This window comes from uncultured Paracoccus sp., from assembly GCF_947487305.1.
GTDB lineage: Bacteria > Pseudomonadota > Alphaproteobacteria > Rhodobacterales > Rhodobacteraceae > Paracoccus.
Genome location: NZ_CANKWH010000016.1, coordinates 26,752 through 52,824, shown reverse-complemented (window position 1 = coordinate 52,824; position 26,073 = coordinate 26,752). Strand labels below are relative to the sequence as shown.

22 protein-coding genes are annotated in these 26,073 nt (G+C 65.8%); 13 read left to right on the top strand and 9 right to left on the bottom strand.

Going from position 1 to position 26,073, the window contains the following annotated elements; translation table 11 throughout:
• The 7 genes from Q1A36_RS16810 (at position 1) to Q1A36_RS16780 (ending at position 9,304) form a co-directional block, all read left to right on the top strand.
• Positions 1-1,212, top strand: coding sequence for an acetyl-CoA C-acetyltransferase (locus tag Q1A36_RS16810; protein ID WP_299846578.1), 1,212 nt, complete (start codon positions 1-3; stop codon positions 1,210-1,212).
• A 15-nt stretch (positions 1,213-1,227) separates the two neighbouring features.
• Positions 1,228-3,414 carry a 3-hydroxyacyl-CoA dehydrogenase NAD-binding domain-containing protein gene (locus Q1A36_RS16805; protein ID WP_299846576.1) on the top strand — a complete coding sequence of 729 codons (2,187 nt, stop codon included), beginning with the start codon at positions 1,228-1,230 and terminating at the stop codon, positions 3,412-3,414.
• Positions 3,415-3,561: 147 nt separating this feature from the next.
• Positions 3,562-4,761 carry a toxic anion resistance protein gene (locus tag Q1A36_RS16800; RefSeq protein ID WP_299846574.1) on the top strand — a complete coding sequence of 400 codons (1,200 nt, stop codon included), beginning with the start codon at positions 3,562-3,564 and terminating at the stop codon, positions 4,759-4,761.
• A gap of 4 nt (positions 4,762-4,765) precedes the next feature.
• Positions 4,766-5,809 carry a DUF2927 domain-containing protein gene (locus Q1A36_RS16795; RefSeq protein WP_299846572.1) on the top strand — a complete coding sequence of 348 codons (1,044 nt, stop codon included), beginning with the start codon at positions 4,766-4,768 and terminating at the stop codon, positions 5,807-5,809.
• 29 nt (positions 5,810-5,838) lie between these two features.
• Positions 5,839-6,975: an SPFH domain-containing protein gene (locus Q1A36_RS16790; protein WP_299846570.1), complete on the top strand. Its 1,137-nt coding sequence runs from the start codon at positions 5,839-5,841 to the stop codon at positions 6,973-6,975.
• Positions 6,976-8,262, top strand: coding sequence for a zinc ribbon domain-containing protein (locus tag Q1A36_RS16785; RefSeq protein WP_299846568.1), 1,287 nt, complete (start codon positions 6,976-6,978; stop codon positions 8,260-8,262).
• A 130-nt stretch (positions 8,263-8,392) separates the two neighbouring features.
• The gene (locus Q1A36_RS16780) at positions 8,393-9,304 is read left to right on the top strand and encodes a carbohydrate kinase (protein WP_299846566.1); all 912 of its coding nucleotides are present in this window, start codon (positions 8,393-8,395) and stop codon (positions 9,302-9,304) included.
• Positions 9,305-9,316: 12 nt separating this feature from the next.
• On the opposite strand, the gene Q1A36_RS16775 is transcribed toward Q1A36_RS16780, so the two are convergent.
• The 4 genes from Q1A36_RS16775 to Q1A36_RS16760 all read right to left on the bottom strand — a co-directional run bounded on the left by Q1A36_RS16775 (position 9,317) and on the right by Q1A36_RS16760 (position 14,509).
• The gene (locus Q1A36_RS16775) at positions 9,317-10,372 is read right to left on the bottom strand and encodes a 2,3-butanediol dehydrogenase (protein WP_299846564.1); all 1,056 of its coding nucleotides are present in this window, start codon (positions 10,370-10,372) and stop codon (positions 9,317-9,319) included.
• A gap of 67 nt (positions 10,373-10,439) precedes the next feature.
• Entirely contained in the window at positions 10,440-12,239 is a 1,800-nt protein-coding gene (locus Q1A36_RS16770; RefSeq protein WP_299846562.1) for an NAD(P)/FAD-dependent oxidoreductase, read from the bottom strand.
• 141 nt (positions 12,240-12,380) lie between these two features.
• Entirely contained in the window at positions 12,381-14,132 is a 1,752-nt protein-coding gene (locus tag Q1A36_RS16765) for a sigma-54-dependent Fis family transcriptional regulator (RefSeq protein ID WP_299846560.1), read from the bottom strand.
• A 110-nt stretch (positions 14,133-14,242) separates the two neighbouring features.
• Positions 14,243-14,509, bottom strand: a complete 267-nt coding sequence (locus tag Q1A36_RS16760; RefSeq protein WP_299846559.1) for a hypothetical protein — start codon at positions 14,507-14,509, stop codon at positions 14,243-14,245.
• 429 nt (positions 14,510-14,938) lie between these two features.
• Between Q1A36_RS16760 and Q1A36_RS16755 the strand changes: the two genes are divergently transcribed.
• Together Q1A36_RS16755 and Q1A36_RS16750 are read left to right on the top strand one after the other, a co-directional pair.
• Positions 14,939-15,736, top strand: coding sequence for a hypothetical protein (locus tag Q1A36_RS16755; protein ID WP_299846557.1), 798 nt, complete (start codon positions 14,939-14,941; stop codon positions 15,734-15,736).
• A gap of 70 nt (positions 15,737-15,806) precedes the next feature.
• Positions 15,807-17,618 (top strand): hypothetical protein, encoded by a 1,812-nt coding sequence (locus tag Q1A36_RS16750; protein WP_299846555.1) that lies wholly within the window; start codon positions 15,807-15,809, stop codon positions 17,616-17,618.
• Positions 17,619-17,621: 3 nt separating this feature from the next.
• On the opposite strand, the gene dusA is transcribed toward Q1A36_RS16750, so the two are convergent.
• Together dusA and Q1A36_RS16740 are read right to left on the bottom strand one after the other, a co-directional pair.
• The gene (dusA, locus tag Q1A36_RS16745; protein ID WP_299846553.1) at positions 17,622-18,617 is read right to left on the bottom strand and encodes a tRNA dihydrouridine(20/20a) synthase DusA; all 996 of its coding nucleotides are present in this window, start codon (positions 18,615-18,617) and stop codon (positions 17,622-17,624) included.
• Between the two features lie 205 nt (positions 18,618-18,822).
• Entirely contained in the window at positions 18,823-20,097 is a 1,275-nt protein-coding gene (locus Q1A36_RS16740; RefSeq protein WP_299846551.1) for an NADH:flavin oxidoreductase/NADH oxidase family protein, read from the bottom strand.
• A gap of 73 nt (positions 20,098-20,170) precedes the next feature.
• On the opposite strand from Q1A36_RS16740, the gene Q1A36_RS16735 reads away from it, so the two are divergent.
• A complete protein-coding gene (locus tag Q1A36_RS16735) occupies positions 20,171-20,557 on the top strand; it encodes a MerR family transcriptional regulator (protein ID WP_299846549.1) in 387 nt (128 codons plus the stop codon).
• 80 nt (positions 20,558-20,637) lie between these two features.
• Here Q1A36_RS16735 and gltX read toward each other — a convergent pair whose 3' ends face one another.
• Positions 20,638-21,963 carry a glutamate--tRNA ligase gene (gltX, locus tag Q1A36_RS16730; RefSeq protein WP_299846547.1) on the bottom strand — a complete coding sequence of 442 codons (1,326 nt, stop codon included), beginning with the start codon at positions 21,961-21,963 and terminating at the stop codon, positions 20,638-20,640.
• A gap of 78 nt (positions 21,964-22,041) precedes the next feature.
• On the opposite strand from gltX, the gene Q1A36_RS16725 reads away from it, so the two are divergent.
• Positions 22,042-22,449: a metallopeptidase family protein gene (locus Q1A36_RS16725; RefSeq protein ID WP_299846545.1), complete on the top strand. Its 408-nt coding sequence runs from the start codon at positions 22,042-22,044 to the stop codon at positions 22,447-22,449.
• Positions 22,449-23,396: a 1-phosphofructokinase family hexose kinase gene (locus Q1A36_RS16720; RefSeq protein ID WP_299846543.1), complete on the top strand. Its 948-nt coding sequence runs from the start codon at positions 22,449-22,451 to the stop codon at positions 23,394-23,396. The genes Q1A36_RS16725 and Q1A36_RS16720 overlap by 1 nt, the downstream gene beginning before the upstream one ends.
• A gap of 66 nt (positions 23,397-23,462) precedes the next feature.
• On the opposite strand, the gene Q1A36_RS16715 is transcribed toward Q1A36_RS16720, so the two are convergent.
• Positions 23,463-23,789 (bottom strand): DUF6280 family protein, encoded by a 327-nt coding sequence (locus Q1A36_RS16715; protein WP_101752457.1) that lies wholly within the window; start codon positions 23,787-23,789, stop codon positions 23,463-23,465.
• 345 nt (positions 23,790-24,134) lie between these two features.
• On the opposite strand from Q1A36_RS16715, the gene efp reads away from it, so the two are divergent.
• On the top strand, positions 24,135-24,698 hold the full coding sequence (gene efp / locus Q1A36_RS16710) for an elongation factor P (RefSeq protein WP_299846538.1): 564 nt from the start codon (positions 24,135-24,137) through the stop codon (positions 24,696-24,698).
• Positions 24,699-24,785: 87 nt separating this feature from the next.
• Here efp and Q1A36_RS16705 read toward each other — a convergent pair whose 3' ends face one another.
• Positions 24,786-25,952, bottom strand: coding sequence for a M20 aminoacylase family protein (locus Q1A36_RS16705; protein ID WP_299846536.1), 1,167 nt, complete (start codon positions 25,950-25,952; stop codon positions 24,786-24,788).
• Positions 25,953-26,073 lie beyond the last annotated feature (121 nt).

Here is a 26,073-nt window from a genome sequence, read left to right as displayed (position 1 = left end):
ATGACCGAAGCCTTTATCTATGACGCCGTCCGCACCCCGCGCGGCAAGGGCCGCGCCGATGGCAGCCTGCACGAAGTCACCTCGCTGGCGCTGTCCGCCCGCCTCCTGAATGCCGTCAAGGACCGCAACAACCTGGAAGGTCACGCGGTCGAGGACGTGATCTGGGGCAATGTCACCCAGGTCAAGGAACAGGGTGCGTGCCTTGCCCGCTCGGCCGTGCTGACCTCGAACCTCGATGAATCGATCCCGGGTCTCGCGATCAACCGCTTCTGCGCCTCCGGCATGGAGGCGGTGAACCTTGCCGCCAACCAGGTCAAGGGCGGGGCCGGTCAGGCCTATATCGCGGGCGGCGTGGAAATGATGAGCCGCGTGCCGATGGGCAGCGACGGCGCCGCCATTGCCGTTGACCCGACGCTGACCTTTGGCACCTATTTCGTGCCGCAGGGCATCAGCGCCGACATCATCGCCACCGAATACGGTTTCACCCGCGAAGATGCCGACGCGCTGGCGGTTGAATCGCAGCGCCGCGCCGCTGAGGCCTGGGCCGACAACCGCTTCGCCCGTTCGATCGTGCCGGTTCTGGACCAGAACGGCCTGACCATTCTGGACCGCGACGAATACATGCGACCCGGCACCACGGTCGAGGACCTGGGCAAGCTGAAGGCCAGCTTCAAGGACATGGGCGAGGTGATGCCCGGTTTCGACAAGGTGGCGATGCTGAAATACCCGCATCTCGACCGGATCAACCACATCCACCATGCCGGCAACAGCTCGGGCATCGTCGATGGCGCCGGCGCCGTGCTGATCGGCAACGAGGAGTTCGGCAAGGCCTATGGGCTCAAGCCCCGCGCCCGCATCCGCGCCACCGCCAAGATCGGCACCGATCCCACGATCATGCTGACCGGCCCGGTGCCTGTGACGGAAAAGATCCTGCGTGACAGCGGCATGTCGATCAAGGACATCGACCTGTTCGAAGTGAACGAGGCCTTCGCCTCGGTCGTCCTGCGCTTCATGCAGGCCTTCCAGGTCGATCCGGCACTGGTGAATGTCAATGGCGGCTCGATCGCCATGGGCCACCCGCTGGGGGCGACCGGCGCCATCATCATCGGCACGCTGCTGGATGAGCTGGAGCGTCAGGACAAGAACGTCGGCCTCGCCACGCTCTGCATTGCGTCCGGCATGGGCGCGGCCACCATCATCGAACGCGTGTAAGGGGAGGTTTCCGACATGACCGATTTCACCATGACCAAGGACGCCGACGGCGTCGCCCTGATCACCTGGGACGTTCCCAACAAGTCGATGAACGTGCTGAGCCTCGATGGCGCGGCCACGCTGAACGGCCTCATCGATGACGCGCTGGCCGATGCGGCCGTGAAGGGCATCGTCATCACCTCGGGCAAGAAGGACTTTGCCGGCGGCATGGACCTGAACGTCATCGCCGGGATGAAGCAGAACGGCGGCGCACAGGGCGTGTTCGACGGCGTGATGACCCTGCACCACCTGCTGCGCAAGATCGAGCGCGCCGGCATGGATGCCAAGACCCTGAAGGGCGGCAAGCCGATTGCGAGCGCCCTGCCCGGCACCGCGCTGGGGATCGGGCTGGAGCTGCCGCTCTCGACCCATCGCATCTTCGCGGCCAACAACCCCAAGGCCAAGATCGGCCTGCCCGAGATCCTCGTCGGCATCTTCCCCGGCGCCGGCGGCACCACCCGCCTGTCGCGCAAACTGGGCGCGATGGCGGCGGCCCCCTTCCTGCTGGAAGGCAAGCTGTCGGACCCGGTCAAGGCCAAGGCCGCCGGGCTGATCGACGAGGTGGTCGATGATCCGGTCGCCGCTGCACGCGACTGGGTGCTGAAGGCGACCGATGCCGATATCGTCAAGCCTTGGGATGCCAAGGGCTACAAGATGCCGGGCGGCGACCCCTACAGCGCGCCGGGCTTCCCGACCTTCGTCGGCGCCAGCGCGATGGTGCATGGCAAGACCATGGGCGTTTATCCGGCGGCCAAGGCGCTGTTGTCGGCGGTCTATGAAGGCGCGATGGTGCCCTTCGACCAGGCGCTGAAAATCGAGGCGCGCTGGTTCACCAATGTCCTGATGAACCCCTCGTCGACCGCGATGATCCGCAGCCTCTTCATCAACAAGGAAGCGCTGGAGAAGGGCGCGAACCGTCCCGAGGCGCCGGACCAGTCGGTGAAAAAGGTCGGCATCCTTGGTGCCGGCATGATGGGCGCGGGCATTGCCTATGTCTCGGCCATGGCCGGCATCCAGGTCGTGCTGATCGACGCCAAGCAGGAGTCGGCCGACAAGGGCAAGGCCTATTCGGAAGGTCTGCTGGACAAGGCGATCAGCCGCAAGAAATCGACCGAGGAGAAGAAGGCCGAAGTTCTGGCCCGCATCACCGCGACCACCGATTATGCCGCGCTCGAGGGCTGCGACCTGATCGTCGAAGCCGTGTTCGAGGATGTGGCCGTCAAGGCCGAGGTGACGAAGAAGACCGAGGCGGTGATCCCCGCCGACGCGATCTTCGCCACCAACACTTCGACCCTGCCGATCAGCGAGCTGGCCAAGGCCAGCAGCCGTCCGGATCAGTTCATCGGCATCCACTTCTTCTCGCCGGTCGACAAGATGCTGCTGGTCGAGATCATCAAGGGCAAGCAAACTGGCCCCGTTGCCGTCGCCAAGGCGCTGGATTTCGTCCGCCAGATCAAGAAGACCCCGATCGTCGTCAACGACGCCCGCTTCTTCTACGCCAACCGCTGCATCATCCCCTATATCAACGAGGGCATCCGCATGGTCGGCGAGGGCGTCAGCCCGACCCTGATCGAGAATGCCGCCAAGCTGATGGGGATGCCGCTGGGTCCGCTGCAGCTGGTCGACGAGACCTCGATCGATCTGGGCGTGAAGATCGCCAAGGCGACCCGTGCGGCGATGGGCGATGCCTATCCCGATGGCGCGGTCGATGAGGTGCTGTTCAAGCTCTACGATCAGGGCCGTCTGGGTCGCAAGTCGAACTCGGGCTTCTATGACTATGACGAGAAGGGCAAGCGCGGCGACTTCTGGGCGGGCCTCGCCAGTGAATGGCCGGTCTCGGACGAGCAGCCGGAACTGACCGACGTGCAGCATCGCCTGATGTTCGCGCAGTCGCTGGAAGCCGTGCGGGCGCTGGAAGAGGGCGTGCTGGAAGACATCCGCGAAGGCGATGTCGGCGCCATCCTCGGCTGGGGCTTTGCCCCCTGGTCGGGCGGCCCGTTCAGCTGGCTCGACATGCTGGGTGCAACCCGCGCGGTCGAGATCTGCGACCGTCTGACCGCCGCCCATGGCGAACGCTTCAAGACGCCCACCCTGCTGCGCGACATGGCCGCCAAGGGCGAAAGCTTCTACGGCCGCTTCGGCCAGCAGAAGAAGGCAGCCTGAACCCTCAGGTCTGTGACGATGCGGGGGCCTTCGGGCCCCCGTTTCCTTTTGTCGCGACAGGAACTTTCGGCCCGGCCTGCCGGTTGAACCGCCGGGATTTCAGCCTATGCTGCCCCGCAACAGCCGACGCAGACAAAGGACCGGCCCATGAGCACTGACAGCAAGACGCGCGCCGAGGCCGCGGCGAAGGACATCGAAGAGCTGACCGCCGTGGTCCTGCCCGAGCCTGCGCCCGAGATCGTGCCGCTGACCGATGCGCCCGCCCCGGTGGCCGAGGAAATCCGCAAGCGGATGGACGAGATCGACCTGAAGAATACCGGCTCGGTGGTGAATTTCGGCAGCCGCGCGCAGGCCGGTTTGCAAGAGATCAGCCAGAAGATGCTGGCCGATGTGAAGAACAAGGATGTCGGTCCCGCCGGCGAGAGCCTGCGCGAGATCGTCACCACCATTCGCGGCTTCTCGGTCAACGAGCTTGACATGCGCCGCAACCGCAGCTGGTGGGAAAAACTGACCGGTCGCGCCGCGCCCTTTGCCCGTTTCGTGGCGAATTACGAAGAGGTGCAGACCCAGATCGACAAGATCACCACCGATCTCGAAAGCCACGAGCAGCGCCTTCTGGTCGATATCAAGTCGCTTGATGTGCTCTATGAACGCACGCTGGCCTTCTATGACGAGCTGGCGCTCTATATCGCGGCAGGCGAGGAGAAGCTGCGCGAACTGGACCACGAGACCATTCCCGCCAAGGATGCCGAATTGCAGGCCGCCGGCGGCGCCGATCAGGTGATGGAGGCGCAGGAGTTGCGCGACCTTCGGGCGCTGCGCGACGATCTGGAACGCCGCACCCATGACCTGAAGCTGACCCGGCAGGTGACAATGCAGTCGCTGCCCTCGATCCGGCTGGTGCAGGAAAACGACAAGTCGCTGGTGACAAAGATCAATTCGACGCTGGTGAACACCGTGCCGCTGTGGGAAACCCAGCTGGCGCAGGCCGTGACCATTCAGCGCAGCGCGCAGGCCGCCGGTGCTGTGAAGGCCGCCACCGACCTGACCAACGAGCTTCTGACCCGCAATGCCGAGAACCTGCGTCAGGCCAACAGCGCCATCCGCACCGAGATGGAGCGCGGCGTCTTCGACATCGAATCCGTCCGCACCGCCAATGCCCATCTGATCGCCACGATCGAGGACAGCTTGCGCATCGCCGACGAGGGCAAGGCCCGCCGCGCCGCCGCCGAAGAAGAACTGCGCCAGATGGAGGGCGATCTGCGCGACGCGCTGGCCTCGGCCCGCGCCCGTCCGGTCTCCTCCGCCGCCGGCGGCCAGTCCGCCCGCGTCACGTCCCCGAGGTGATCCGATGGCGGCTGGCCTGTCCCTGAGTTTTCGTCCCCGCGTTCCCGCCGCCCCGCTTCTGGCTGCATTGCTGGCCCTGACCGCCTGCACCAGCGCGCCGCCCCCCGCCCCGCCGCCCGTGGTCGAGCCCGAGCCGGAACCCGAAGGACCGACGCCCGAGGAACTGGCCTCGCTGCGCCAGGCCGAGATCCGCGAGGCGCGGGCCGAACGCGCCCGCGCCACCAACGCCGCCGCACGTTCTGAAGACAGCGCCCCGGTCGGCAATATCCGCAGTTATCTGGCCAGCAGCGAAGCCGCGCTGATCGCGCGCGGCAAGCTGCGGACCGAACGCGTGCCTGAGGATGTGCCGTTCACCGCCGAGGGTCTCGCCCGCGATTTCCTGCAGGTCGCCCTGCGTGATGAATATGGCCGCGACGGCCAGCGCCTCGTCGCCGATCACCACACCGCGCCGCTGCGCCGCTGGCAGGACCCGGTGCGGATGCAGATCGAATGGGGGCCGTCCAGCGACATCGCCACCCAGCGCCGCGACCGGGGCGAGATCGCCGCCTTTGCCTCGCGCCTCGCCCGTGTCACCGGCCACGAGGTCGGGCTGGTCAGCGAGGGCGGCAATTTCGCCGTGATGATCCTGAACGAGGATGAGCGCCGCGAGATGGGCCCGAGGCTGGAACGCCTGCTGCCCGGCATCCCCAATACCGATGTGGCGGCGCTGCGCGATCTGGACCGGGGCAATTTCTGCACCGTCTTCGCCTATTCGCGCGGTGCCGGCTCGACCTATGTGAATGCCGTGGCGCTGATCCGGGCCGAACTGCCGCCGCGCCTGCGCAGCTCCTGCATCCACGAGGAACTGGCGCAGGGCATGGGTCTGGCGAATGACAGCCCCGAATCCCGCCCCTCAATCTTCAACGATGACGAGGAATTCGCGCTGTTGACGCTGCATGACGAGCTTTTGCTGCGCATCCTCTATGACCGCCGCCTGCGCCCCGGCATGTCGCAGGCCGAAGCCGCCCCGATCGTGCAGCAGATCGCTGCCGAGTTGCTGGACGGCTGATCGCAACCCCTTTCCCGACGGAGCATCCCATGGGCATTCTCGATTTCCTCTCTGGCGAGTTCATCGATGTCATCGAATGGACCGATGACACCCGCGACACCATGGTCTGGCGGTTCGAGCGTTACGGCCACGAGATCAAGTACGGCGCCAAGCTGACCGTGCGCGAGGGGCAGGCCGCCGTCTTCATCCACGAGGGGCAATTGGCCGATGTCTTCGGGCCGGGGCTGTATCTGCTGGAAACCAACAACCTGCCGATCCTGACCAAGCTGCAGCATTGGGATCACGGCTTCAAAAGCCCGTTCAAGTCCGAGATCTATTTCGTCAACACGACGCGGTTCAACGATCTGAAATGGGGGACGAAGAACCCGATCATCGCCCGCGACCCGGAATTCGGCCCGGTGCGGCTGCGCGCCTTCGGCACCTATTCCATGCGCGTCACCGATCCGGCCAAGTTCATGGCCGAGATCGTCGGCACCGATGGCGAATTCACCAAGGACGAGATCAGCTTTCAACTGCGCAATATCATCGTGCAGGAATTCTCGCGCATGATCGCCGGTTCGGGGATTCCGGTGCTCGACATGGCGGCGAATACCGAACAGCTGGGCAAGATGGTCGCCAAGGCCATCGCGCCCACCGTCGCAGCCTACGGGCTGACCATCCCGGAATTCTACATCGAGAACATCAGCCTGCCGGATGAGGTCGAGAAGATGCTGGACAAGCGCACCAGCATGGGAATCATCGGCGATCTGGACCGCTTCAACCAATATGCGACCGGCGAGGCGATGCTGAACGCCAGCACCAATCCGGGCGGCGCGGGTGCGGGTCTGGGCGCGGGGCTTGGCGCCGGCATGGGCATGGCGATGGGCGGGATGGCGATGGGGCCATGGGGCGCCCGTCCGGCGCAGGCCGGTGCGGCGACACCGCCACCGATGCCGAAACAATCTGAAACCGTCTGGCATATCGCCGTCGACGGCGCGGCACAGGGCCCCTATGGCCGCGGCCATCTGGGCCGGCTGGCCGCCGAGGGCACATTCACCCGCGAGACGCTGGTCTGGACCCCCGGTCAGGACGGCTGGAAATCCGCCGACGAGGTGACGGAACTGGCGCAGCTGTTCACCAACATGCCGCCGCCCCTGCCCACGCCGCCCGCACCACCGCAGGCGTAGATGCCGACGCCGCAGTCCGAATACCGCTATCCCTGCGAGAATTGCGGGGCCAGCCTGCGCTTCCAGCCCGGGCAGGAGGTGCTGGTCTGCGACTATTGCGGCCACACGCAGCGCATCGGTCAGGGCCAGTCCCGCGCCCCGGCCCGGCAAAAGCAGGGCGGGGCAGATGGCGAGGCGGCGATCCTGCGCGATCCCTCGACCGGTCGGGCGCTGCAATGGGATGCGCAGCACAAGTCACCGGGGCTGGTCGAGATCCCGCTCGACAAGGGCTTGCGGCTGGACCAGGGCAGCGAATTCGTCGAGGAGGTGCGCACCCTCTCCTGCCCGAACTGCGGTGCCAAGATCGAGGTCGATGCCGACAGTCACGCCACCGAATGCCCCTTCTGCGCGACGCCTGTCGTCACCGATACCGGCGTCACCCGGCAGTTGAAGCCGCAGGGCGTGCTGCCCTTTGTCCTCGACGAGGGCAAGGCGCGGGCGGCGATGGAGGACTGGATGGGCCGGCTGTGGTTCGCGCCCTCGGGCCTTCTGGCCTATGCCCGGCGCGGGCGGAAGATGACCGGGGTCTATTCGCCCTTCTGGACATTCGACGCCCGTACCCGGTCCGACTATTCCGGTCAGCGCGGCGATTACTATTACGAGACGGTCTATGTCACTCAGCAGGTGAATGGCCGCAGCCAGCGGGTCGCCCAGCAGGTGCGCCGCATTCGCTGGCGCCGCAGTGCGGGACAGGTGGCGCGGGATTTCAACGACGTCTTGGTGCTGGCCTCCTCGTCGCTGCCGCGCCGCTTCACCGACGGGCTGACACCCTGGGACCTGTCGCATCTGGTTGATTACCGGCCCGAATACCTCGCCGGTTTCGAGGCCGAGCGTTACACCATCCCGCTGTCCGAGGGGCATGGCATCGCCCGGCAGGAAATGGCCGGGGTCATCATGATGGATGCCCGCCGCGACATCGGCGGGGACGAGCAACGGGTGGAACAGATCCGCACCGATTTCTCCGGCGAGACCTTCAAGCACATCCTGCTGCCGGTCTGGACCGCCGCCTATAAATACAACGGCAAAAGCTATCGCTTCATCGTCAACGGCCAGTCGGGCCGGGTGCAGGGCGAACGGCCCTATTCGGCGTGGAAGATCGCAATCGCGGTGCTGCTGGCGGCGCTGGCCATCGCGGCGATGGTCTGGCTGGCGAACGAGGGCGGCTATGTCCAGTTCGACGGCAGCGGCGGGCTGAACCTGCCGGGCGGCTTCGACCGCAATGGCGACTACATCATCCAGGGCTATTAGCGGGTCTGCGGCGCGCTCAGGTGGCGCAAGTTCTGGACATTCCGCCCTTCCTTGCCGCAACCTCTCAAGGGGGCTGTTTCACGCCATTGTCATACGCTAACATACCGGCATTATTCGAGGGAGGGCCAGAATGATCCTGTGCACGGGCGAATCGCTGATCGACATGGTGCCGGAGAACGGCAAATACCGTCCGCTGTCGGGCGGGGCGGTCTATAACACCACCGTCGCGCTTGGCCGGCTTGGCATCCCCACCGCCTATTTCTGGCCGATCTCGCGCGATCCCTTTGGCGAACAATTGCTGCGCCCGCTGCTCGAGGCCGGGGTGGATATCGATCTCTGCCCGCGGACCGACCGGCTGACCACGCTGGCCTTCGTGACGCTCACGGGCGGCGAGGCGCGCTATTCCTTCTACGACGAGGGATCGGCCGGGCGGATGCTGCACCCCGACGAGGTGCCCGCCCTGCCCTCCCAGATCACCGCGCTTTTCGCCGGTGGTATCAGCCTTGTTCCCGATCCCTGCGGCGCGGCGGTCGAGTCGCTGGTGGCGCGGGAATGCGGCCGGTTGCCGATCATGCTCGATCCGAACATCCGTCCCTTCTTCATCCAGGACGAGGCCGCCTATCGCGCCCGGCTGTCGCGGATGCTGCCCATGGCCGATATCGTGAAGCTGTCGGGCGACGATCTGGAATGGCTACACCCCGGCGCCTCGCATGAAGAGGCCGCGCGCTCGGTTCTGGCGCTTGGTCCCAAGGTGGTGCTGCAGACCGGGGGTTCCGAGGGCGCGCGGGCGCATTGGGCGGGCGAGACCGTGTTCGCACCCTCGTTCCGGGTGCAGGTCGCAGACACCATCGGCGCCGGCGACACCTTCAACGCGGGCGTGCTGACCAGCCTGTCGCGTCAAGGAATGCTGACCCCGGAGGGGCTGGAGTCGCTGGCGGCCGAACATCTGCTGGCGGCGCTGACCCTTGGCGCGCAGGCCGCCTCGATCACCGTCTCGCGCCACGGGGCGAACCCGCCCTGGGCGCATGAGATGACGGCATAGGGCGCGCGAACCTCAGGCCGGGGCTTCGACCAGGATCTTGATCTGGGTCTTCTCGGCCACCAGCGCCTCGAAGCCCTGTGCCACGATGTCATCGATGGCAATGCGCTTGGTCACCAGCTTCTCGGCGCTGAAATAGCCCTGCAGCATCAGCTGCATCACCGCCGGATAGACATCGCGATAGGCGATGGTGCCCTTGATCTGGCGCTCCTTTAGCACCACGGAATTCGGCTGGAAGGACGCCTCGCTTTCCCAGATCGACACGATCAGTGTCTGCCCGTCATAACGGGTCGCCTCGATCGCCTGCGGCAGGACGCGAGGCACCCCGGTCACCTCGAAGGCCACGTCGACGCCCGATCCGGTCGCCTTGCGGATCGCCTCGACCGGGTTTTCGCCCGCCGGGTCGATGGCCGATGTCGCGCCCAGTTCCAGCGCCTTCTGCCGGCGCTCGGGTGATGGCTCGACCACATGGATCGCCGTCGCACCCGCCACCCTCAGCGCCTCGATCACCAGAAGACCGATCGGCCCGGCGCCAAAGACCGCCGCCGTCCCGCCCGGCCTGATCGCGCTGATGCGGATCGCGTGCAGGGCGACCGCGGCAGGTTCTACCAGCGCGCCCTGCTCGATCGACAGTCCGTCCGGCATCTTGTGGCACATGCGCGCCGGCACAACGGAATAGGCAGCGAATCCGCCCCAGCCGCCAGACAAGCCGACGAAGCCCAGTTTTTCGCAGAGGTTATAAAGGCCCGAGCGGCAGGGCGCGCAGTCGTCACAGGCAAAGATCGGCTCGACCGCCACCCGATCGCCGATGGCAAGGCCAGTGACGCCCTCACCCAGTTCGGTGATCTCGCCGCAGTATTCATGTCCCATGACGATGGGCGCGGCATCATGGCTCAGCGGGTGCTCGGACCCCACCGGAATGAAGATCGGCCCGGCCAGATATTCATGCAGGTCGCTGCCGCAAATGCCCGTCCAGGCGACCTTCATCTTGACCTCGCCGGGGCCGGGTTGCGGCTCGTCGATTTCTTCCACGCGGATATCGCGTGCGGCATGCCAGCGCGCAGCTTTCATCGTCTCGATCCTTTCGGGGAAATGGCAGATGCCGCGCCGGCGCGACGGGCCGGCGCGGCGAAGGGGGTCAGCCCTTGTGATGCACCTCTTGCAGCGCATAGACGGGGGTATCGATCCCCTCATGCCGCGCCTTCAGCTGCAGCGCGAGATACAGCGAATAGTGCCGCGACTGGTGCAGGTTGCCGCCGTGGAACCACAGGTTCTGCTGCTGGGTCGGCTTCCACATGTTGCGCTGCTCGCCCTCCCAGGGCCCGGGATCCTTGGTGGTGTCCGAACCGAGGCCCCAGACCTTGCCCACCTTGTCGGCGACCTCGCGGCTGATCAGGTCGGCGGCCCAGCCATTCATCGAGCCATAGCCGGTGGCCAGCACGATCAGATCGGCCTCGAGCTTCGTGCCATCCGACAGCACCACGCCATCAGCCTCGAATTGATCCACCTGCCCCTTCACCAGCTTGACCTTGCCGTCGATGATCAACTGGCTGGCGCCGACGTCAATGTAATAGCCCGAGCCGCGGCGCAGGTATTTCATGAACAGGCCCGAGCCGTCATCGCCCCAGTCGAGATCAAAGCCGGCGCGCTCCAGCCCGGCATAGAACTCGGCATCCCGCTCGCGCATCTTGTCATACAGCGGGATCTGGAACTCGTGCATGATCTTGTAGGGCAGCGAGGCAAAGATCATGTCGGCCTTCTCGGTCGTCATGCCGTTCTGCACCGCCTCTTCGGAGTACAGCGAGCCGAGGCCGATCTCCATCAGCGAGTCCGAGCGCACGATATGGGTGGATGACCGCTGCACCATGGTCACGTCGGCGCCGTTTTCCCACAAGGCGGCGCAGATATCATGGGCCGAGTTGTTCGAGCCGATGACCACCACCTTCTTGCCGCTCCAGCGGTCTGGCCCCTCGTGCTCCGAGCTGTGCTGGATCTCGCCCTTGAAGTCGTCCATGCCGGGGAATTTCGGCTTGTTAGCCTTGCCCGACATGCCGGTGGCCAGCACCAGTTGCGTCGGCTGCAGCACGACCTTTTCACCGTCGCGATTGACCTCGACCGTCCATTTGCCACTGGCCTCGTCGAAGCTGGCCTTTGTCACCTCGGACCGGGTCCAGTAATTCAGCTCCATCACCTTGGTGTACATCTCCAGCCAGTCGCCGATCTTGTCCTTCGGCGTGAAGACCGGCCAGTTGTCTGGAAACTTGAGATAGGGCAGGTGGTCGTACCAGATCGGGTCATGCAGGCACAGCGACTTGTAGCGGCTGCGCCACTGGTCGCCGGGTCGGTTGTGCTTGTCGAGGATGATGGTCGGCACGCCCATCTGCCGCAGCCGCGCGCCAAGGGCGATGCCGCCCTGCCCGCCGCCGATGATGACGGTATAGGGCTGGGTCTCATAGCCGAGGGTCGCATCCTCGTGCTCACGCTTTTCCTTCCAGGTCTGGCGATCCTTGTCGGCGCCATGTTCCGCGCCCATCGGGCGGCGGAAGTTCTTCGGCTCCTCATGGTCCTTCAATTCCTGCAGCGCGGTCAGCAGGGTCCAGATGCGGTCCTCGCGGATCCGCACCAGCCCCCAGCCGCGCCCCTTGGCGGTCTCGAAGGTGATCCAGCCGGTGGTGACGCCAGCGTCCTCGGCCGGCACTTCGCCGTCCTGGATCTGGAAGCGCACCGGCTGGACCTGCGACAGCTGCGCGTCGAGCATGGCCTTGACCGCCTCGGGCCCCTCGACGGTCTTGAGGTTCCAAGTAAAGGCGACCAGATCGCGCCAATAGCTGTCGGTCAGGAACAGCGCAGCGGCTGCGGCGGTGTCGCCCTTGGCCAGCGCCTGGTTCAGCCGGTCCAGAATGATCTGGACGCGATCGCTTGCGGTTGTGTCGAGCATCGTCTCCTCCCGTCTGTCAACATGGGTTCAAGGTGACGCAAGGGGGCGATTCCGGGCAGTCCCCAATTCCGGCGCTTACGACCTTGGTCTAGCCTTCCAGGCGGGCGATGTTGCGCGCGCAACAGATCGCGCAACACGCCGTCACTGCGGGACGGCGATCCCGGCCTTGCGCATCCGCCGCAGGATGGTCGAGCGGTTGACCCCCAGCCGCCGCGCCGCCTTGGACATGTTCCAGCCACAGGCTTCCAGCACCCGTTCAAGCTCGTCATCCGGGGCCTCCTCCGGCGCCGCCGGGGCAGCAAGCGGCGGCGGCAGGTCGGTCAGGTCGATGACCGGGCTGCCGGCCAGCGCGACGGCCACATCCAGCACCCGCTCCAGCTCGCGGATATTGCCGGGCCAGTTGCGGCCGGCCAGTTCGGCGCGGGCGGCGGGGGACAGGCGCGGATCGTCGGACATGCGCCGGCGCAGCAACCGGTCGACCAGCCAGTCGAAATCCCGTCGCTGGCGCAGCGGCGGAACCGCCAGCACCGCCCCGCTGACGCGATAGAGGAGATCAGGGCGGATGAGCCCCGCCAGATCGCGCCGGGCCGAGACGATGATCCGCCATTCGGGATGGTCGTCGATCAGGGCCGAAAGCTGCGGCTGCTGATCCGGCGGCAGGTTATCCAGCCCGCGCAGGAGCAACGTCCCTGCCCGCACCTCGCCGCCTGCCATCGCCACCTCAAGCCGCGTGATGTCCAGCCGGGCGCAATCCTCGACCAGAAGACGCGCTCCGGGGCGCCCGATCGTATGGATGGCACGCCCCAGCCGCGTCTTGCCGGTGCCAGTCTCGCCGGTCAGAACCAGCGGAATATCGGTCGCTGCCAGCCGCTCGGCCTGACCCAGCAGCGCATCCATTTCCGGATCGGCACCGGCCAGATCCGCCAGCGCCCCGCCACGCCGGGTGGCAGCAGGAACCACACGCCCAATGCGCGGGTTCTGTGGCGCGATGGCATGGCCGAACAGCGCCCCGCCGTTGCGGGTGCGGATCAGCCGCTGCTCGGTCGGGCGGTCGCGCATCAGGTCGGGCAGTTCATCGACCGACAGGTCCAGATAGCTGTCGATGCCTTGGCCCAACAGCGCCCCCGCCCCGCCCTCGGCCAGCATCGCCGCCGCCCCGCCGGTAAAGCCGACGATGCGGCCCGACCCGTCCAGCGTGATCGCGGCCTCGGGGTCCACGTCCAGAAACTCGGGCCGCTCGGCCAGCCGCAGCACCCATTCGCGGCGGCTCTCGGCCATCAGGTTCGCCAGTTCCACCCGGCGCGCGGAGGATGTCACCAGCGTCATCGCCAGACGCTGGCTGGATTTCGGTCCGGGCGAGCGCAGCAGTGAAATGTCCAGCACCGCCGTCAGCTTGCCCAGACTGTCAAAGATCGGCGCGGCGGTGCAGGACAGCGGCGTATGGGCGATACCGAAATGGTCGGTCTGATGGATGGTCAGCGGCTGGCCGGTATAGAGGCAGGCCCCGACCGCGCTGGTGCCCGCCCGGTCCTCGGCCCAGTCCGAACCGAGGAAAAGACCCGAGCCGCGCAATTCATCCTCGAATTGCGGATCGCCGAAGTAATCGACGCAGACACCCTTGGCATCCGACAGCAGCAGCACGTAATTCTGCCCGGCGACCTGCCGGAACAGCGATTGCAGCCCGGACCTTGCGGTGGCGATCAACCGCTCGGATTGCTCGCGATGTTCGCGCAATTCGGTATCGGTAACGATATGCGCCGGGTCGCGCCGCGCGGGGTCGAGGCCGTAAAGCTCGACACAGCGCCGCCAGGACTCGGCCACAAGATCGTCACGCCCGGTCGCCCGCCCCCGCAGCGCGTGTTCGATTTCCTCGATATGGACCTTGTCGCTCATCCGGTGCGGCCCCCGATCTTCGGACAGCCTAGCAGAGATCGTCGGGTTTCACCCTGCCACTTTAGTCGCCAACCCCGCGCGGGCCGCCCCGCAACGATGGCCGGTGACAATCAGCGGCAGACAGTGCTCTCGCGCTCGATCACCGTCGCGTCAGCAGCAGCCTGATCGCCCGTTTCAGTGGCGTCCTGCGCCGACCCATCCTGCACCCCCGCAGCCTCGTCGCAGCCGCCGATCATTTCGGCATCTTGCGGCACGGCCTGGGCGGCCTCGGCGGCGGGCTTCGCCGGTGCGGGCGCATCGCCATGCGAATGGCCGGCATGGGCGTTCGCGGCCTGCGCGAGCATCAGGAAAAAGATGGGGGCAAGAAATCGACTCATTCCGGAACCTCGGTGGTCATGGACATCAGGGCGCAGGCCCAAATCCTAGCCCATCGAAACGGTTGCTGACCAGAGCCAGCGGCGCAGCCAAGGGTTGTCGGGCAGAGCATCTCCGCATCTTCGGGGACAGTTGCGCCTCGGCGCATCCGCGATCCAAGATGATCTGCCGGCTGGCGGGCGAGCTATTGCAGGCAATCGGCCAATCGGGCTTCGGGCTCGGGCATGAGATCGAGAGCAAACCCGAAATATTCACCATCGCGCAGCGATATGGTGGAATTTCATTTTGATTTACAATGCACTAATTTAATCATGAATATTTCAGATATAGGATTAATCCGGCAATTATAATTGGAATAAATATCTTCTGTTTCCGCCGATATTAATTCATTATATAATAATCGCTCGCCCGATCCCGTGGGGAGAATTCCGATGTCACTGGTCACCGATTTCCGCATCCTGCGCAGCCCGACCGAGATCGAGGCCTTCTTCTGGCGCATCGCCCCTTTCATCGACGCCAAAAGCATCCGTGCCTCGGTGGAGCATGGCCCCGCCCTGACGCGGATCGGCAGCTATGAGGCGCTGGTCGATCGCGCCGGGCGCACCGCCGCCGAGGAAGAGATCACCCATGAGATCGCCCGGGCCAGCAATGGCAGGGGTCTGCCGCAACTGATCCTTCTGCCCTCTGGCTCGCTGTCGGTGATGCGCTATTTCGGCAGGCTCGAACAGCAGGACAAGGAGAAGCCGGCCGAGACGATCATCCGCATGATGGTCTGCCCGGCCGCGCCCGATCAGGCCGCGCCCATGCTGGCGGCACTGGCACAGGCATTGTTGGGCCTGCGGGACAGTGTCGGTGACAAACCGGGGCGCGCGCCCCTGCGCGGACGCCGCGAGATGGCGTGGCCGGAAGCGGTTGCGGCACTCTTTACGCGCGACGCGGTCGAGGCGGCCTATAACCAGCTGGCAGAGCAGCGTGAGCGCACCGGCGTGCAGCGGCTCACCTCGCGTCACCGCGACGTGGTCGAGGCGCATGTCCGCTGGTTCGCCGAGCGGCGCAAGGATGATGACGAGAGCCTGGCCCGGGAAAAGGCGGCGACCTCGCCGCCCAAGCGCAAGGCATCGCCAGCCATGCGCAACGCCCGCACCGATGTCGACATGAAGTTGCACATCATCAACATGCTGCAACGCGAACTTCTGCCTGCGCGTGAACGAGCTGATCCCCGGCAATGACCAGACCCCGGGCCTCTACTGCGACCCATCCCGGCGCGACCTTGCCTTTCCGCTGGCCGGGCGCTGAGCCATGGGCGATCTTCCCCGCTGCACCGTCTCCGCGTTCATCGGCCGCGAGGCCGGGGTGGCCGCGGCCTGTTACCGGCTGAAGGGCAACATCCCCGCGGCGCTGCGCAAGGGTCAGGTCTATACGGTCGACAGCGCGATCCGCATTTCCGAAGGCGCGTTTTCCGAGATCAGCATCCCGCACGAGCCCCTGCGGCCCGGACCCGAGGGCAAGCTGTTTGCCGTCAGCGCCACCGATTTCGAGACCGGGCTGGACCGCAGCTTTCCCGATCTCGACCGCAGCAGGGGCGGTGAGTTCGGCTTTGATCAGGGCGATTTCGAGACCCATTGCCGCAATGTCTATCTCTCGGCCATGTCGGTCTATGAACTGTTCCGCCGCGCGCTGGGGCGCCCGGTGGCCTGGGCCTTCTGGACCGAGGACGCGCACCCGCCGCTGCGCCTGCGACCCTTCGCCCAGAGGGCGCTGAATGCCTATTACGACCGCGACCGGGCCGAGATCGGCTTTGGCTTCGACCGTGCCAGCCCCGACAGCGCCCGGGCCGATGCCCGGCTGCTGCGCTTTACCGCGCTGTCCAGCGACGTGGTGGCCCATGAGGTGACGCACGCGCTGCTGGACGGGCTGCGACCGGATTACGACTTGCCGGTGCATCCGGATGTCTTCGCCTTTCACGAGGCCGTCGCCGATATCGTGGCGCTGCTGTCGCGCTTTACCCGGCAGAATTACCTGGCCTATGTGCTGGCCGATTTCCGCAAGCGCGGGCTGAAATACGACTTCATGACCAGCCTTGCGCCCGAACTTGGCCGGTTGGTGCGGAAATCGGGGCTGCGGACGCTGACGGTGGAGCCGAACGACTACGACGCCGGTCTCGCGCCCTTCGACACGCCGCGCTATGTCACCGCCGAGCTTGCCGCCCATGAGCGCGGCGGGCTGTTGTCCTCGGCGGTGTTCGAGGCCTTTCTTCAGGCGCTGATGCGGCGGATCAAGCCGCTGGTGGATCTGGTTGCGCCGCCGGGCAATGGCGTCGCAGACCGCTACCTGATCGAGCAGATCCAGCACATCGCCGCTACCACCGCCGGGCATTTTCTGGAAATCTGCATCAGGGCGCTGGATTATTGCCCGCCGGCCTCGATCCGCTTTCCCGATTACCTGCGCGCGCTGATCACCGCCGACCAGATCCTGGTGGCGGATGATCGCTATGGCTATCGCGAGAGCCTGATCGAAGCCTTCCGCAACCGCGGCATCTATCCCGAGGATATCGATATCGTCTCCGAAGCCGAGCTGCGCTGGAATGCCCCCAGCATCCCGGTCTCGCGCATCCCGGGTCTTGCCCTGTCGGAGCTGCGGTTCGACATCTCACCCGTGCTGCCGCGCTCGGCGGATGAGGTGCGCCGGCAGGCACAGGCGCTGGCGCTGGCCATCGATGACGATCCGCGACTGGCGCGCGAGATGGGACTGGCCGACCCGGGCGAGGTCAAGGGCGGTGGCGTGTCGCCCCCGGTTGTCACCTCGATCCGCCCGACGCTGCGGGTCGGGCGCGAGGGCTATGTGGATTTCTCGATCATCGCCGAGGTGACACAGGACCGACTGGTGAGCATTGATGGCGGCATCGTGCGTTTGCGCGGCGGGGCGACGCTGATCCTGGGACCGCAGGGCGATCCGCAGATGATCGTGCGCCAGCGGGTCGACAATGACGCGCGCATCAAGGCCGAGACGGACCATCTGCAGCAGGCCATCGCCGGGCGGCAATTGGTGCTGCAGGATGGCCGTTATGTGGTCGCACAGGAATTCCGCCACGCGATGTGCGGCAGCCACTGAGGCTCAGCCGACCGGCTGCGCCACCTCGGCCAGGGCGGCGTCATAGACCTCGATCCCGCCACGGCTGGCGCCTTCCGACAGCACCCGCCGCCAGTTCCGCGCGCCGCTGCGGCCGTGGAAAAGGCCCAGCATGTGGCGGGTCATCTGGTGAAGCCGTCCGCCCGCTGCGAGATGGTCCAGCAGCAGAGGCCGCATCGCCAGCGCCACATCGACCGGGTCGGTGAAGGGCGGTTCCTCGCCCCACAGCCGATCGGCCTCGCCCAGGATATCCCAGGGCCGATGATAGGCCGCCCGGCCCAGCATGGCCCCGTCCATCACTGCCAGATGATCTCGCACCGCGTCCAGCGTCTCGATCCCGCCATTGATCGATAGGTGCAGGTCGGGAAAGGCCGCCTTCATCCGGTGGACCAGCGGATAGTCCAGCGGCGGGATCTCGCGGTTGTCCTTGGGGCTCAGCCCCTGCAGCCAGGCCTTGCGGGCGTGGATGGCGATGCGCCGCACACCTGCCACCTGCATCTTCTCCAGAAAAGCGGGCAGCACCTCCTCGGGTTCCTGCTCGTCCACGCCGATGCGGCATTTCACCGTCACCTCGACCGGGCTTTCCGCGATCATGCCCGCGACGCAATCGGCAACCAGGTCGGGCGTCTTCATCAGCACCGCGCCGAAACAGCCCGACTGCACCCGGTCGCTGGGGCAGCCGACATTCAGGTTGATCTCGTCATAACCCCAATCCGCCGCGATCCGCGTGGCAGACCTAAGCTCCGCCGGGTCCGAACCGCCCAGTTGCAGGGCCAAGGGATGCTCGACCGCCGCGTAATCGAGCAGGCGCCCCCGTTCGCCATGGATGACCGCCGGCGCCGTCACCATCTCGGTATAAAGCAGCGCACGGCGAGAGATCATCCGGTGGAAAACCCGGCAATTCCGGTCAGTCCAGTCCATCATCGGTGCGACAGATAGCCGCGAAGCAGCGCCTGCTTGGGAGTTTTCGATACTACGCATCCACTTCGACCGTTGCTACGGCTTGCCCAGAGTCATTACAGTGCAGGGCTTTTCCGGGTTTTTTCCGAGTATCGCAAGCGGAGTCGCGGCTGCCCGGCAATTCGTTGCATCTTGCCATCTCCGTTTTCATGTCACCGGTGGCTCCGGTGATTTGCGGAGGGGACAATGGCGAGGAAAACCATCCGCGCCACAACCCGCGCCCTCCCTAGCGCTCGGCAGTCAGGCGCTGGCTCAGCCAGGTGCGGTACTGGCCGTTCCTCCGACGGGTGCGCAACTGGTCGGCAATCAGCACAGCTGGCGCCCAAGCGCCCGGTTTTGGCACCTTACCCGCCCCCAACCGGCGCATCTGCAGCTTGGCCAGTCCCATGGTCGCGAGACCGGCCAGCGCTGGCTTCCTCCAGCCAAGCACCGGCACTTCGGCAACCGCCTCGGCGCCGCGCCAGCGGTTCGGAAGGTCGGGCTGATAGGCCAGCGCCGTCGCGATGCCAATCATGGCGACGCCAGGACGACCGTCTTCTGGGGCAAGCGCCGCCTCTGCGGTGGCGCGGCGGCGAATGCCGCCTGTGACCATGACTGGCATGCGCGCCTCGGTCACGACATCACGGGCGAAGTCGACGAAATAGGCCTCACGGGCACGAGTGCTGGCGCGTTCGGGGCGGCCTTGCATCGCCGGGCTTTCATAGCTGCCGCCCGAAAGCTCGACCAAATCGACCGCTTCGGCGTTCAGCAAACGGACCACCGCGACCGCATCCTCGGCCTCGAACCCGCCCTTCTGGAAATCGGCCGAGTTCAGTTTGACGCCGACCCCGAAACCTGCCGGCACCCGGGCGCGCGTGGCGCGGACGATTTCGATGAGGATCCGGGCGCGGTTCTCCAGCGATCCGCCCCAGCGGTCGCTGCGAAGATTGGTCAGCGGCGACAGGAACTGGCTCAGCAGATAGCCATGGGCGGCATGGATCTCGACTCCGTCGAACCCAGCGCGTTCCGCCAGTGCCGCGCTCTCGGCAAACTGGCCGATGGTGCGCTGAATCTCATCCTCAGTCATCGCACGGGGCCGGGCAAACAGCGTCGAGAACCCCTCGATCGCGACCGGCACGGCCGAAGGGGCGATGGCCTCGGGATTGGTCGCAGCGAAGACTTGGCGACCGGGGTGATTGATCTGCATCCAGATCCGCCCGCCTCCCGCCCGACCGGCTTCGGCCCACCGCCGGAAGGGTTCAAGCGGCTGCCATTCGTCCAGCACCACACCGCCGGGGCCGGTCATCGCATCGGCGGCGACCATCACATTGCCGGTCAGCAGCAGACCGGCACCGCCCGCGCCCCAGCGACGATAGAGCCGCCACAGCGCCTCGCCCGGCAGTTGGCCCGCATCGGCCATGTTCTCCTCCATCGCCGCCTTGGCGATCCGGTTCGGGATGACCTGACCATTGGGCAGGCTCAGCGGCGCGAAGAGGTCGGTACTGTGGTCAAACTCGAACATTGGTGCGATCCTTGAAAGGGCTTCGCAGGTGATATAGGGTTTGAACCTAAGTTTAAGGTCAAGGGCTCTGGTCATGAAAATCGGCGAAATTGCCCGAGCAGCCGGCGTCAGCACCTCACGCATTCGCTTCTACGAGCGAGAGGGCATTATCCCGAACGGAGAGCGCAGGGCGAATGGCTATCGCGACTACCCGGCGGATCTGGTGGGCCTGTTGATGTTCATCGAACAGGCGCAGAGCCTTGGCTTCACACTGCGCGAGATCGCTCAGATAGGGGCACAACCGGGCGGGCATATCATTTCGTGCGATGACGCGATGACCGCGCTTGCGGCCAAGAACGAGAGTATCTCTGCGCTGATCGCAGAGGCCGAGGATCGCAAACGCCGGATCGAATTGTTGATGGCAGATCTAGCAGCCAGCAAGGCAGGCAGGCCGCCGATCTTGCCGGCGCCGTCAACGTGACCTGGCCGGCCTGACCAAACGGCGCCAGCCTCCGGCGAGCCGAAGGCCCATCAGCAAAGTGGCAAAGGAGGCCCGCCGCTTCAACCCCGCGCCCGGACGACCTGCAGAAGCGGCATCACATCGGCCATTTCCGGGCCATGCGCCTGCCCGGTCAGTGCCTTGCGCAAAGGCATGAACAGGCCTTTGCCCTTGCGGCCCGTCGCCTCTTTCACTGCGGCGGTCCACTCGCCCCAGGTCGTATCTGTATAGGGCGGCGGCGGCAGGAGTTTCATGGCCTCGGCGATGAAATCGGCATCCTCGGGCTCGATCTGCGGCTCGGCGCCGTCGCTGAAGATCGTCCACCAGCCTGCCAGATCGTCCAGCTTGGTAATGTTGTGGCTGGCCACGCGCCAGAAGCGTTCGGCCAGATCAGCCGGCACGCCAAGTGCGGCGATGCGGTCCTGCACGGCGGCGAAGGGCAGGTGCTGATTCCGCTCGCGGGTCAGGGGCCACAGGTCCTCGGCGTCGAACTTGGTCGGCGAGGCACCGAATTGCGACAGGTCGAACCCGTCCGCCAGCTCGTCCAGCGACATCCGCAGCTCGACCGGCTGGCTCGACCCCAGACGCGCCATCATCGACAAGAGCGCCTCGGGCGCCACGCCCGCCTCGCGCAGGTCGCGGATCGACAGCGCGCCGATGCGCTTCGACAGTTCCTCGCCCTGCGCCCCGGTCAACAGGCTGTGATGGGCGAAACGCGGCGGCGTGCCACCGATGGCCTTGATGATCTGAATCTGGGTCGCGGTATTCGTCACATGGTCGGCACCGCGCACGATGTCGGTGACGCCCATGTCGGTGTCATCGACGGAACTGGCGAAGGTATAAAGGACCTGCCCGTCGGCGCGGATCAGCACCGGATCGCTGACCGAGGCCGCGTCGATGGAAATATCGCCCAGGATGCCATCGGTCCATTCGATGCGCTCCTGATCCAGCAGGAAGCGCCAGTAGCCCTCGCGCCCCTCGGCCCGCAGGCGCTCCTTGTCGGCCTCGGACAGCGCGTGCCCGGCGCGGTCATAGACCGGCGGCTTGCCCATGTTCAGCTGCTTCTTCCGCTTCAGGTCCAGCTCGGTCGGGGTCTCGAACACCTCGTAAAGACGACCGTTGCCGCGCAGCTGTTCGGCCGCCTCGGCATAGCGGTCAAGGCGCAGCGACTGGCGCTCGACCCGGTCCCAGTTCAGGCCCAGCCATTCCAGATCACGCTTGATGCCATCGGCATATTCTTCCTTGCTGCGTTCCTGGTCGGTATCGTCGAGCCGCAGGATGAAGCTGCCGCCCGCCTTGCGCGCGATCAGATAGTTGAACAGCGCCGTGCGCAGGTTGCCCACATGGATGTGGCCGGTGGGCGACGGGGCGAAGCGGGTGGTGGTCATGGCGGTCTCCTGTACCCGCCCGCTCTTTCACAATGGCCGGATTTTGTCCATATGAGGGGCAGAGAAGCGAGGTAACGAATGGCCGACTGGACCGATCTGACCGCCCCCGACGCCGCCGAGATCGAGGCGATGGCCCGCGCCGCGATGGCCGCCCTGCCCGAGGCCTTCACTGCCCATGCGCAGGACGTGGCCGTGCAAGTGGCCGAATTCGCCCCGGAAGAGGTGCTGGACGAGCTGCAGGTGGATGATGCCTTCGAGCTGACCGGGCTCTACGAGGGCATTCCGCTGACCGAGAAGTCCTTTGCCGACCAGCCGGCCGGGCCGGATATCATCTGGCTGTTCCGCCGGGCGATCCTGGACGAATGGGCCTCGCGCGGGAACGTGACGCTTGGCGATCTGGTCGGGCATATCGTGGTGCACGAGCTGGCGCATCATTTCGGCTGGTCCGACGAGGACATCGCCACCATCGACCGCTGGTGGGAGTGATGCAGGAGCCGATCCTGACCATCACGCTGAACCCGGCGCTGGACCTGTCCACCGGGATCGAGCGGGTGGTGCCGGACCAGAAGCTGCGCTGCGAGAAACCGGAGGTCGATCCGGGTGGCGGCGGCATCAATGTCAGCCGCGCCATCCAGATCCTTGGCGGGCAATCGACGGCGCTTGTCGCGCTTGGCGGCGCCACCGGCACGCGCATCGCCGACATGCTGAAATCCGACGGGCTCAGCGTCATGCGCCTGACCGCGCCGGGCGAGACAAGGCAATCGCTGGCAGTGTCGGAACGCGAGACCGGGCATCAGTTCCGCTTTGTCCTGCCGGGGCCGGAATGGCACCGCGCCCATGTGGCCGATGCCATGTCGGCCATCGCCGAGGCGGCGCGGGCCGGGGGCTGGGTGGTGCTGTCGGGCTCGAACCCGCCCGGCGTGCCGGCGGGCTTTGCGCAGATGCTGGCGGTGCGGCTCAAGGACAGCGCGGCGCGTCTGCTGGTTGACACCTCGGGCGAGGCGCTGCGGGCCATTGCCGCCTCGTCCACGCCGGTCGATGTGCTGCGCATGGACAGCCTCGAGGCCGAGGGGCTGGCGGGCCGCCCCCTGCCCCATCGCCGCGACAGCGCGGAATTTGCCGCCGGGCTGGTGCGCGACGGCGTGGCGCGGGCGGTGATCGTGGCGCGCGGGGCGGATGGGTCGGTGATCGCCGGGGACGAGGGCGTCTGGCATGCCGAGGCGATCTCGGTCCCGGTCGTCAGCGCCGTTGGTGCGGGTGACAGCTTCGTCGCCGGCTTCCTGCTTGCGACGGCCCGCAACCAGCCGGTTCCCGAGACGCTGGCGCTTGGCGCCGCTGCGGCCTCGGCCGCCTGCATGACGCCCGCCACCGATCTCTGCCGGGCCGAGGATGTCTGGCGCTTTTATGAGCAGCGGGTGGTGACGCAGCTTTAACGAGCCGCGCAAACGAAAAGGACCGCCCTGCGGCGGCCCCTGTTCACCGGCGTTGGTCCCATTGGATCAGGCGGCTTCGGCCTCGTCGGCCTCGGCGGCCATGCGGCGTTCGCTTTCCTCGCGCGACAGCGCGACCGAGGTGCGCACGCCCTTGGACACGAATTCCATCAACCCCTTCACCACCCGCTCGTTCGGGTCGATGCCGGCGCAGGACAGCACTTCGCGGCCATCGCGCGAGCGCGCCCAACGGGCAATCTGTTCCGGGCCATTGCCATATTTCTTGTCATCGGCAATAGCATCGTCCAGCGCCGCCAGTACGACGGCGGCAAAAAGCTTGCGGGCGCGCTGACCTTGCTCGAAATTGAAAGCGGAACCGTCAACGAAATCACGCATGTCGTTCGTCCTGTTATTCTGATTAGCAGCCGGCCCATCGGACCTGCCGTTCGTTTTGTTCGACCGGCGTTTCTGCGGTGCCGCATTGATTAGCCGATCAAACCCCTGATTCGGTATGCCTTCCAGTGCAGAACAGCCATGCAGTAACTGCATATCGACACATCCGGCAAGACTTTATTCCAAGACCGACATCTTCTTGCGGTTGCGCGACAGCGCCGGTAAGCTAGGGCAAACGCCGTCAACCCGCAAAAGGTTGCCAGCCCGGCCCGGCACCGATATAGGTGCGCGCGATTGCCGGTCAACCGGCGCATGCCCGAAAATTCCGCACTATTTGCAAGGTTTCAAATGCCCAAGATCAACGGCAACGAGATTCGTCCCGGCAATACGCTGGAGCATGACGGGGGCCTCTGGGCAGCCGTCAAGGTCAACCATGTGAAGCCCGGCAAGGGCGGCGCCTTCGCCCAGGTCGAGCTGAAGAACCTGCGCGACGGCCGCAAGCTGAACGAGCGCTTCCGCAGCGAAGACAAGGTCGAGCAGGTGCGGCTGGAGCAGAAGGACCAGCAATTCCTGTATGAATCCGATGGCAAGCTGGTCTTTATGGACAGCGAAACCTATGAGCAGACGGAACTGGACGCCGATCTGCTGGGCGATCGCCGCCCCTTCCTGCAGGATGGCATGACCGCAACCGTCGAATATTACGGCGACGAGGCTTTGTCGGTGTCGATCCCGCAGAAAGTCACCTGCAAGGTCGTCGAGACCGAGCCGGTGGTGAAGGGCCAGACCGCCGCCAACAGCTACAAGCCGGCGATTCTGGACAATGGCGTCCGCATCACGATCCCGCCCTTCGTCGGCGAGGGCGAGGACATCATCGTCAACACCGAAACCTTCGAATACAGCGAGCGCGCCTAATACGTCGCGTAACGGTTCAAGTAAACGCGCCCCGGAGCCAGGCTTCCGGGGCGCTTTCTTTTATCCGGGATCATCCCCGGCGCGACATCAGGCCGCAGGCATCCGCGCCTCGACCATGCCGGCATACCAGCTGCTGCCGGCCGGAATGGTCTCGTCGTTGAAGTTATAGGCCGGGTGATGAACCATGGCCGTATCGCCATTGCCGACCCAGATATAGGCCCCGGGGCGCTCGTTCAGCATATAGCTGAAATCCTCGCCGCCCATCATCGGCTCCATGTCCATGTTGATGTCACCGGCGATGCCGCGCGCCACGTCGGCGGCCCAGACCGTCGCCTCTTCATTGTTCATCGTGACCGGATAGCCGCGATGGTAGACCACCTCGGCCTTGGCGCCGAAGGCGGCGGCGACATTGGTCGCGATGCGGGTGATCCCCTCTTCCAGCTGGGTGCGCACATCCGGGTCAAGGCTGCGCGCGGTGCCCTTCAGTTGCACCACCTGCGGGATGACATTGTAGGCAGTGGAATCGGTCGAGACCACGCAGGTCGAGACCACGGCATTCTTCAGCGGATCGACATTGCGCGAGACGATCGATTGCAGCGCGGTGATGATCTGGGCCGAGACCAGCACCGGGTCTATGGTGGATTGCGGCTTCGCCGCATGGCCGCCCTTGCCGGTAACGGTGATGTCGAACTGGTCAGCCGCCGCCATCATCGCGCCCGGACGGATCGAGAAGCTGCCGACCGGCATCCCCGGCATGTTGTGCATGCCATAGAATTCCTGAATGCCCCAGCGATCGACCAGCCCGTCCTCGATCATCGCCAACCCCCCGGCCCCGCCCTCTTCGGCCGGCTGGAAGATGACCACGGCGGTGCCGTCGAAGTTGCGGGTTTCGGCCAGATACTTGGCCGCGCCCAGCAGCATCGCCGTATGGCCGTCATGGCCGCAGGCATGCATCTTGCCCGGGGTCTTCGAGGCATATTCCACGCCGGTCTGCTCGATGATCGGCAGCGCGTCCATATCGGCGCGCAGCCCGATGACCCGGCCCTTGCTGTCGGTCTTGCCACGGATCACACCGACAACCCCGGTCTGCCCGATGCCCTCAACCACCTCGTCAACGCCGAACTCGCGCAGCAATTCTGCCACGCGGCCGGCGGTGCGATGAACGTCGTAGAGAAGCTCGGGGTGTTGGTGGAAATCGCGCCGCCATGCCGTGATCTCGGGCAGCAGTTCGGCAAATCGGTTCTTGACTGGCATCTCGGTTCTCCTTCGCCGGACAGGGTAAGGATTTCGGCGCGGGTCGCAATGGGCCGGGCGCGGATCAGCCCCGGCGCCGGACCTTCATCGAAACACTATCTCCATCGCGCATTATGTCGCA

Bases quoted from the DNA above. Each gene is read 5' to 3' on its own strand.
- Q1A36_RS16810 (WP_299846578.1), top strand. From the start codon at position 1: ATGACCGAAGCCTTTATCTATGACGCCGTCCGCACCCCGCGCGGCAAG.
- Q1A36_RS16805 (WP_299846576.1), top strand. From the start codon at position 1,228: ATGACCGATTTCACCATGACCAAGGACGCCGACGGCGTCGCCCTGATC.
- Q1A36_RS16800 (WP_299846574.1), top strand. From the start codon at position 3,562: ATGAGCACTGACAGCAAGACGCGCGCCGAGGCCGCGGCGAAGGACATC.
- Q1A36_RS16795 (WP_299846572.1), top strand. From the start codon at position 4,766: ATGGCGGCTGGCCTGTCCCTGAGTTTTCGTCCCCGCGTTCCCGCCGCC.
- Q1A36_RS16790 (WP_299846570.1), top strand. From the start codon at position 5,839: ATGGGCATTCTCGATTTCCTCTCTGGCGAGTTCATCGATGTCATCGAA.
- Q1A36_RS16785 (WP_299846568.1), top strand. From the start codon at position 6,976: ATGCCGACGCCGCAGTCCGAATACCGCTATCCCTGCGAGAATTGCGGG.
- Q1A36_RS16780 (WP_299846566.1), top strand. From the start codon at position 8,393: ATGATCCTGTGCACGGGCGAATCGCTGATCGACATGGTGCCGGAGAAC.
- Q1A36_RS16775 (WP_299846564.1), bottom strand. From the start codon at position 10,372: ATGAAAGCTGCGCGCTGGCATGCCGCACGCGATATCCGCGTGGAAGAA.
- Q1A36_RS16770 (WP_299846562.1), bottom strand. From the start codon at position 12,239: ATGCTCGACACAACCGCAAGCGATCGCGTCCAGATCATTCTGGACCGG.
- Q1A36_RS16765 (WP_299846560.1), bottom strand. From the start codon at position 14,132: ATGAGCGACAAGGTCCATATCGAGGAAATCGAACACGCGCTGCGGGGG.
- Q1A36_RS16760 (WP_299846559.1), bottom strand. From the start codon at position 14,509: ATGAGTCGATTTCTTGCCCCCATCTTTTTCCTGATGCTCGCGCAGGCC.
- Q1A36_RS16755 (WP_299846557.1), top strand. From the start codon at position 14,939: ATGTCACTGGTCACCGATTTCCGCATCCTGCGCAGCCCGACCGAGATC.
- Q1A36_RS16750 (WP_299846555.1), top strand. From the start codon at position 15,807: ATGGGCGATCTTCCCCGCTGCACCGTCTCCGCGTTCATCGGCCGCGAG.
- dusA (WP_299846553.1), bottom strand. From the start codon at position 18,617: ATGCGTAGTATCGAAAACTCCCAAGCAGGCGCTGCTTCGCGGCTATCT.
- Q1A36_RS16740 (WP_299846551.1), bottom strand. From the start codon at position 20,097: ATGTTCGAGTTTGACCACAGTACCGACCTCTTCGCGCCGCTGAGCCTG.
- Q1A36_RS16735 (WP_299846549.1), top strand. From the start codon at position 20,171: ATGAAAATCGGCGAAATTGCCCGAGCAGCCGGCGTCAGCACCTCACGC.
- gltX (WP_299846547.1), bottom strand. From the start codon at position 21,963: ATGACCACCACCCGCTTCGCCCCGTCGCCCACCGGCCACATCCATGTG.
- Q1A36_RS16725 (WP_299846545.1), top strand. From the start codon at position 22,042: ATGGCCGACTGGACCGATCTGACCGCCCCCGACGCCGCCGAGATCGAG.
- Q1A36_RS16720 (WP_299846543.1), top strand. From the start codon at position 22,449: ATGCAGGAGCCGATCCTGACCATCACGCTGAACCCGGCGCTGGACCTG.
- Q1A36_RS16715 (WP_101752457.1), bottom strand. From the start codon at position 23,789: ATGCGTGATTTCGTTGACGGTTCCGCTTTCAATTTCGAGCAAGGTCAG.
- efp (WP_299846538.1), top strand. From the start codon at position 24,135: ATGCCCAAGATCAACGGCAACGAGATTCGTCCCGGCAATACGCTGGAG.
- Q1A36_RS16705 (WP_299846536.1), bottom strand. From the start codon at position 25,952: ATGCCAGTCAAGAACCGATTTGCCGAACTGCTGCCCGAGATCACGGCA.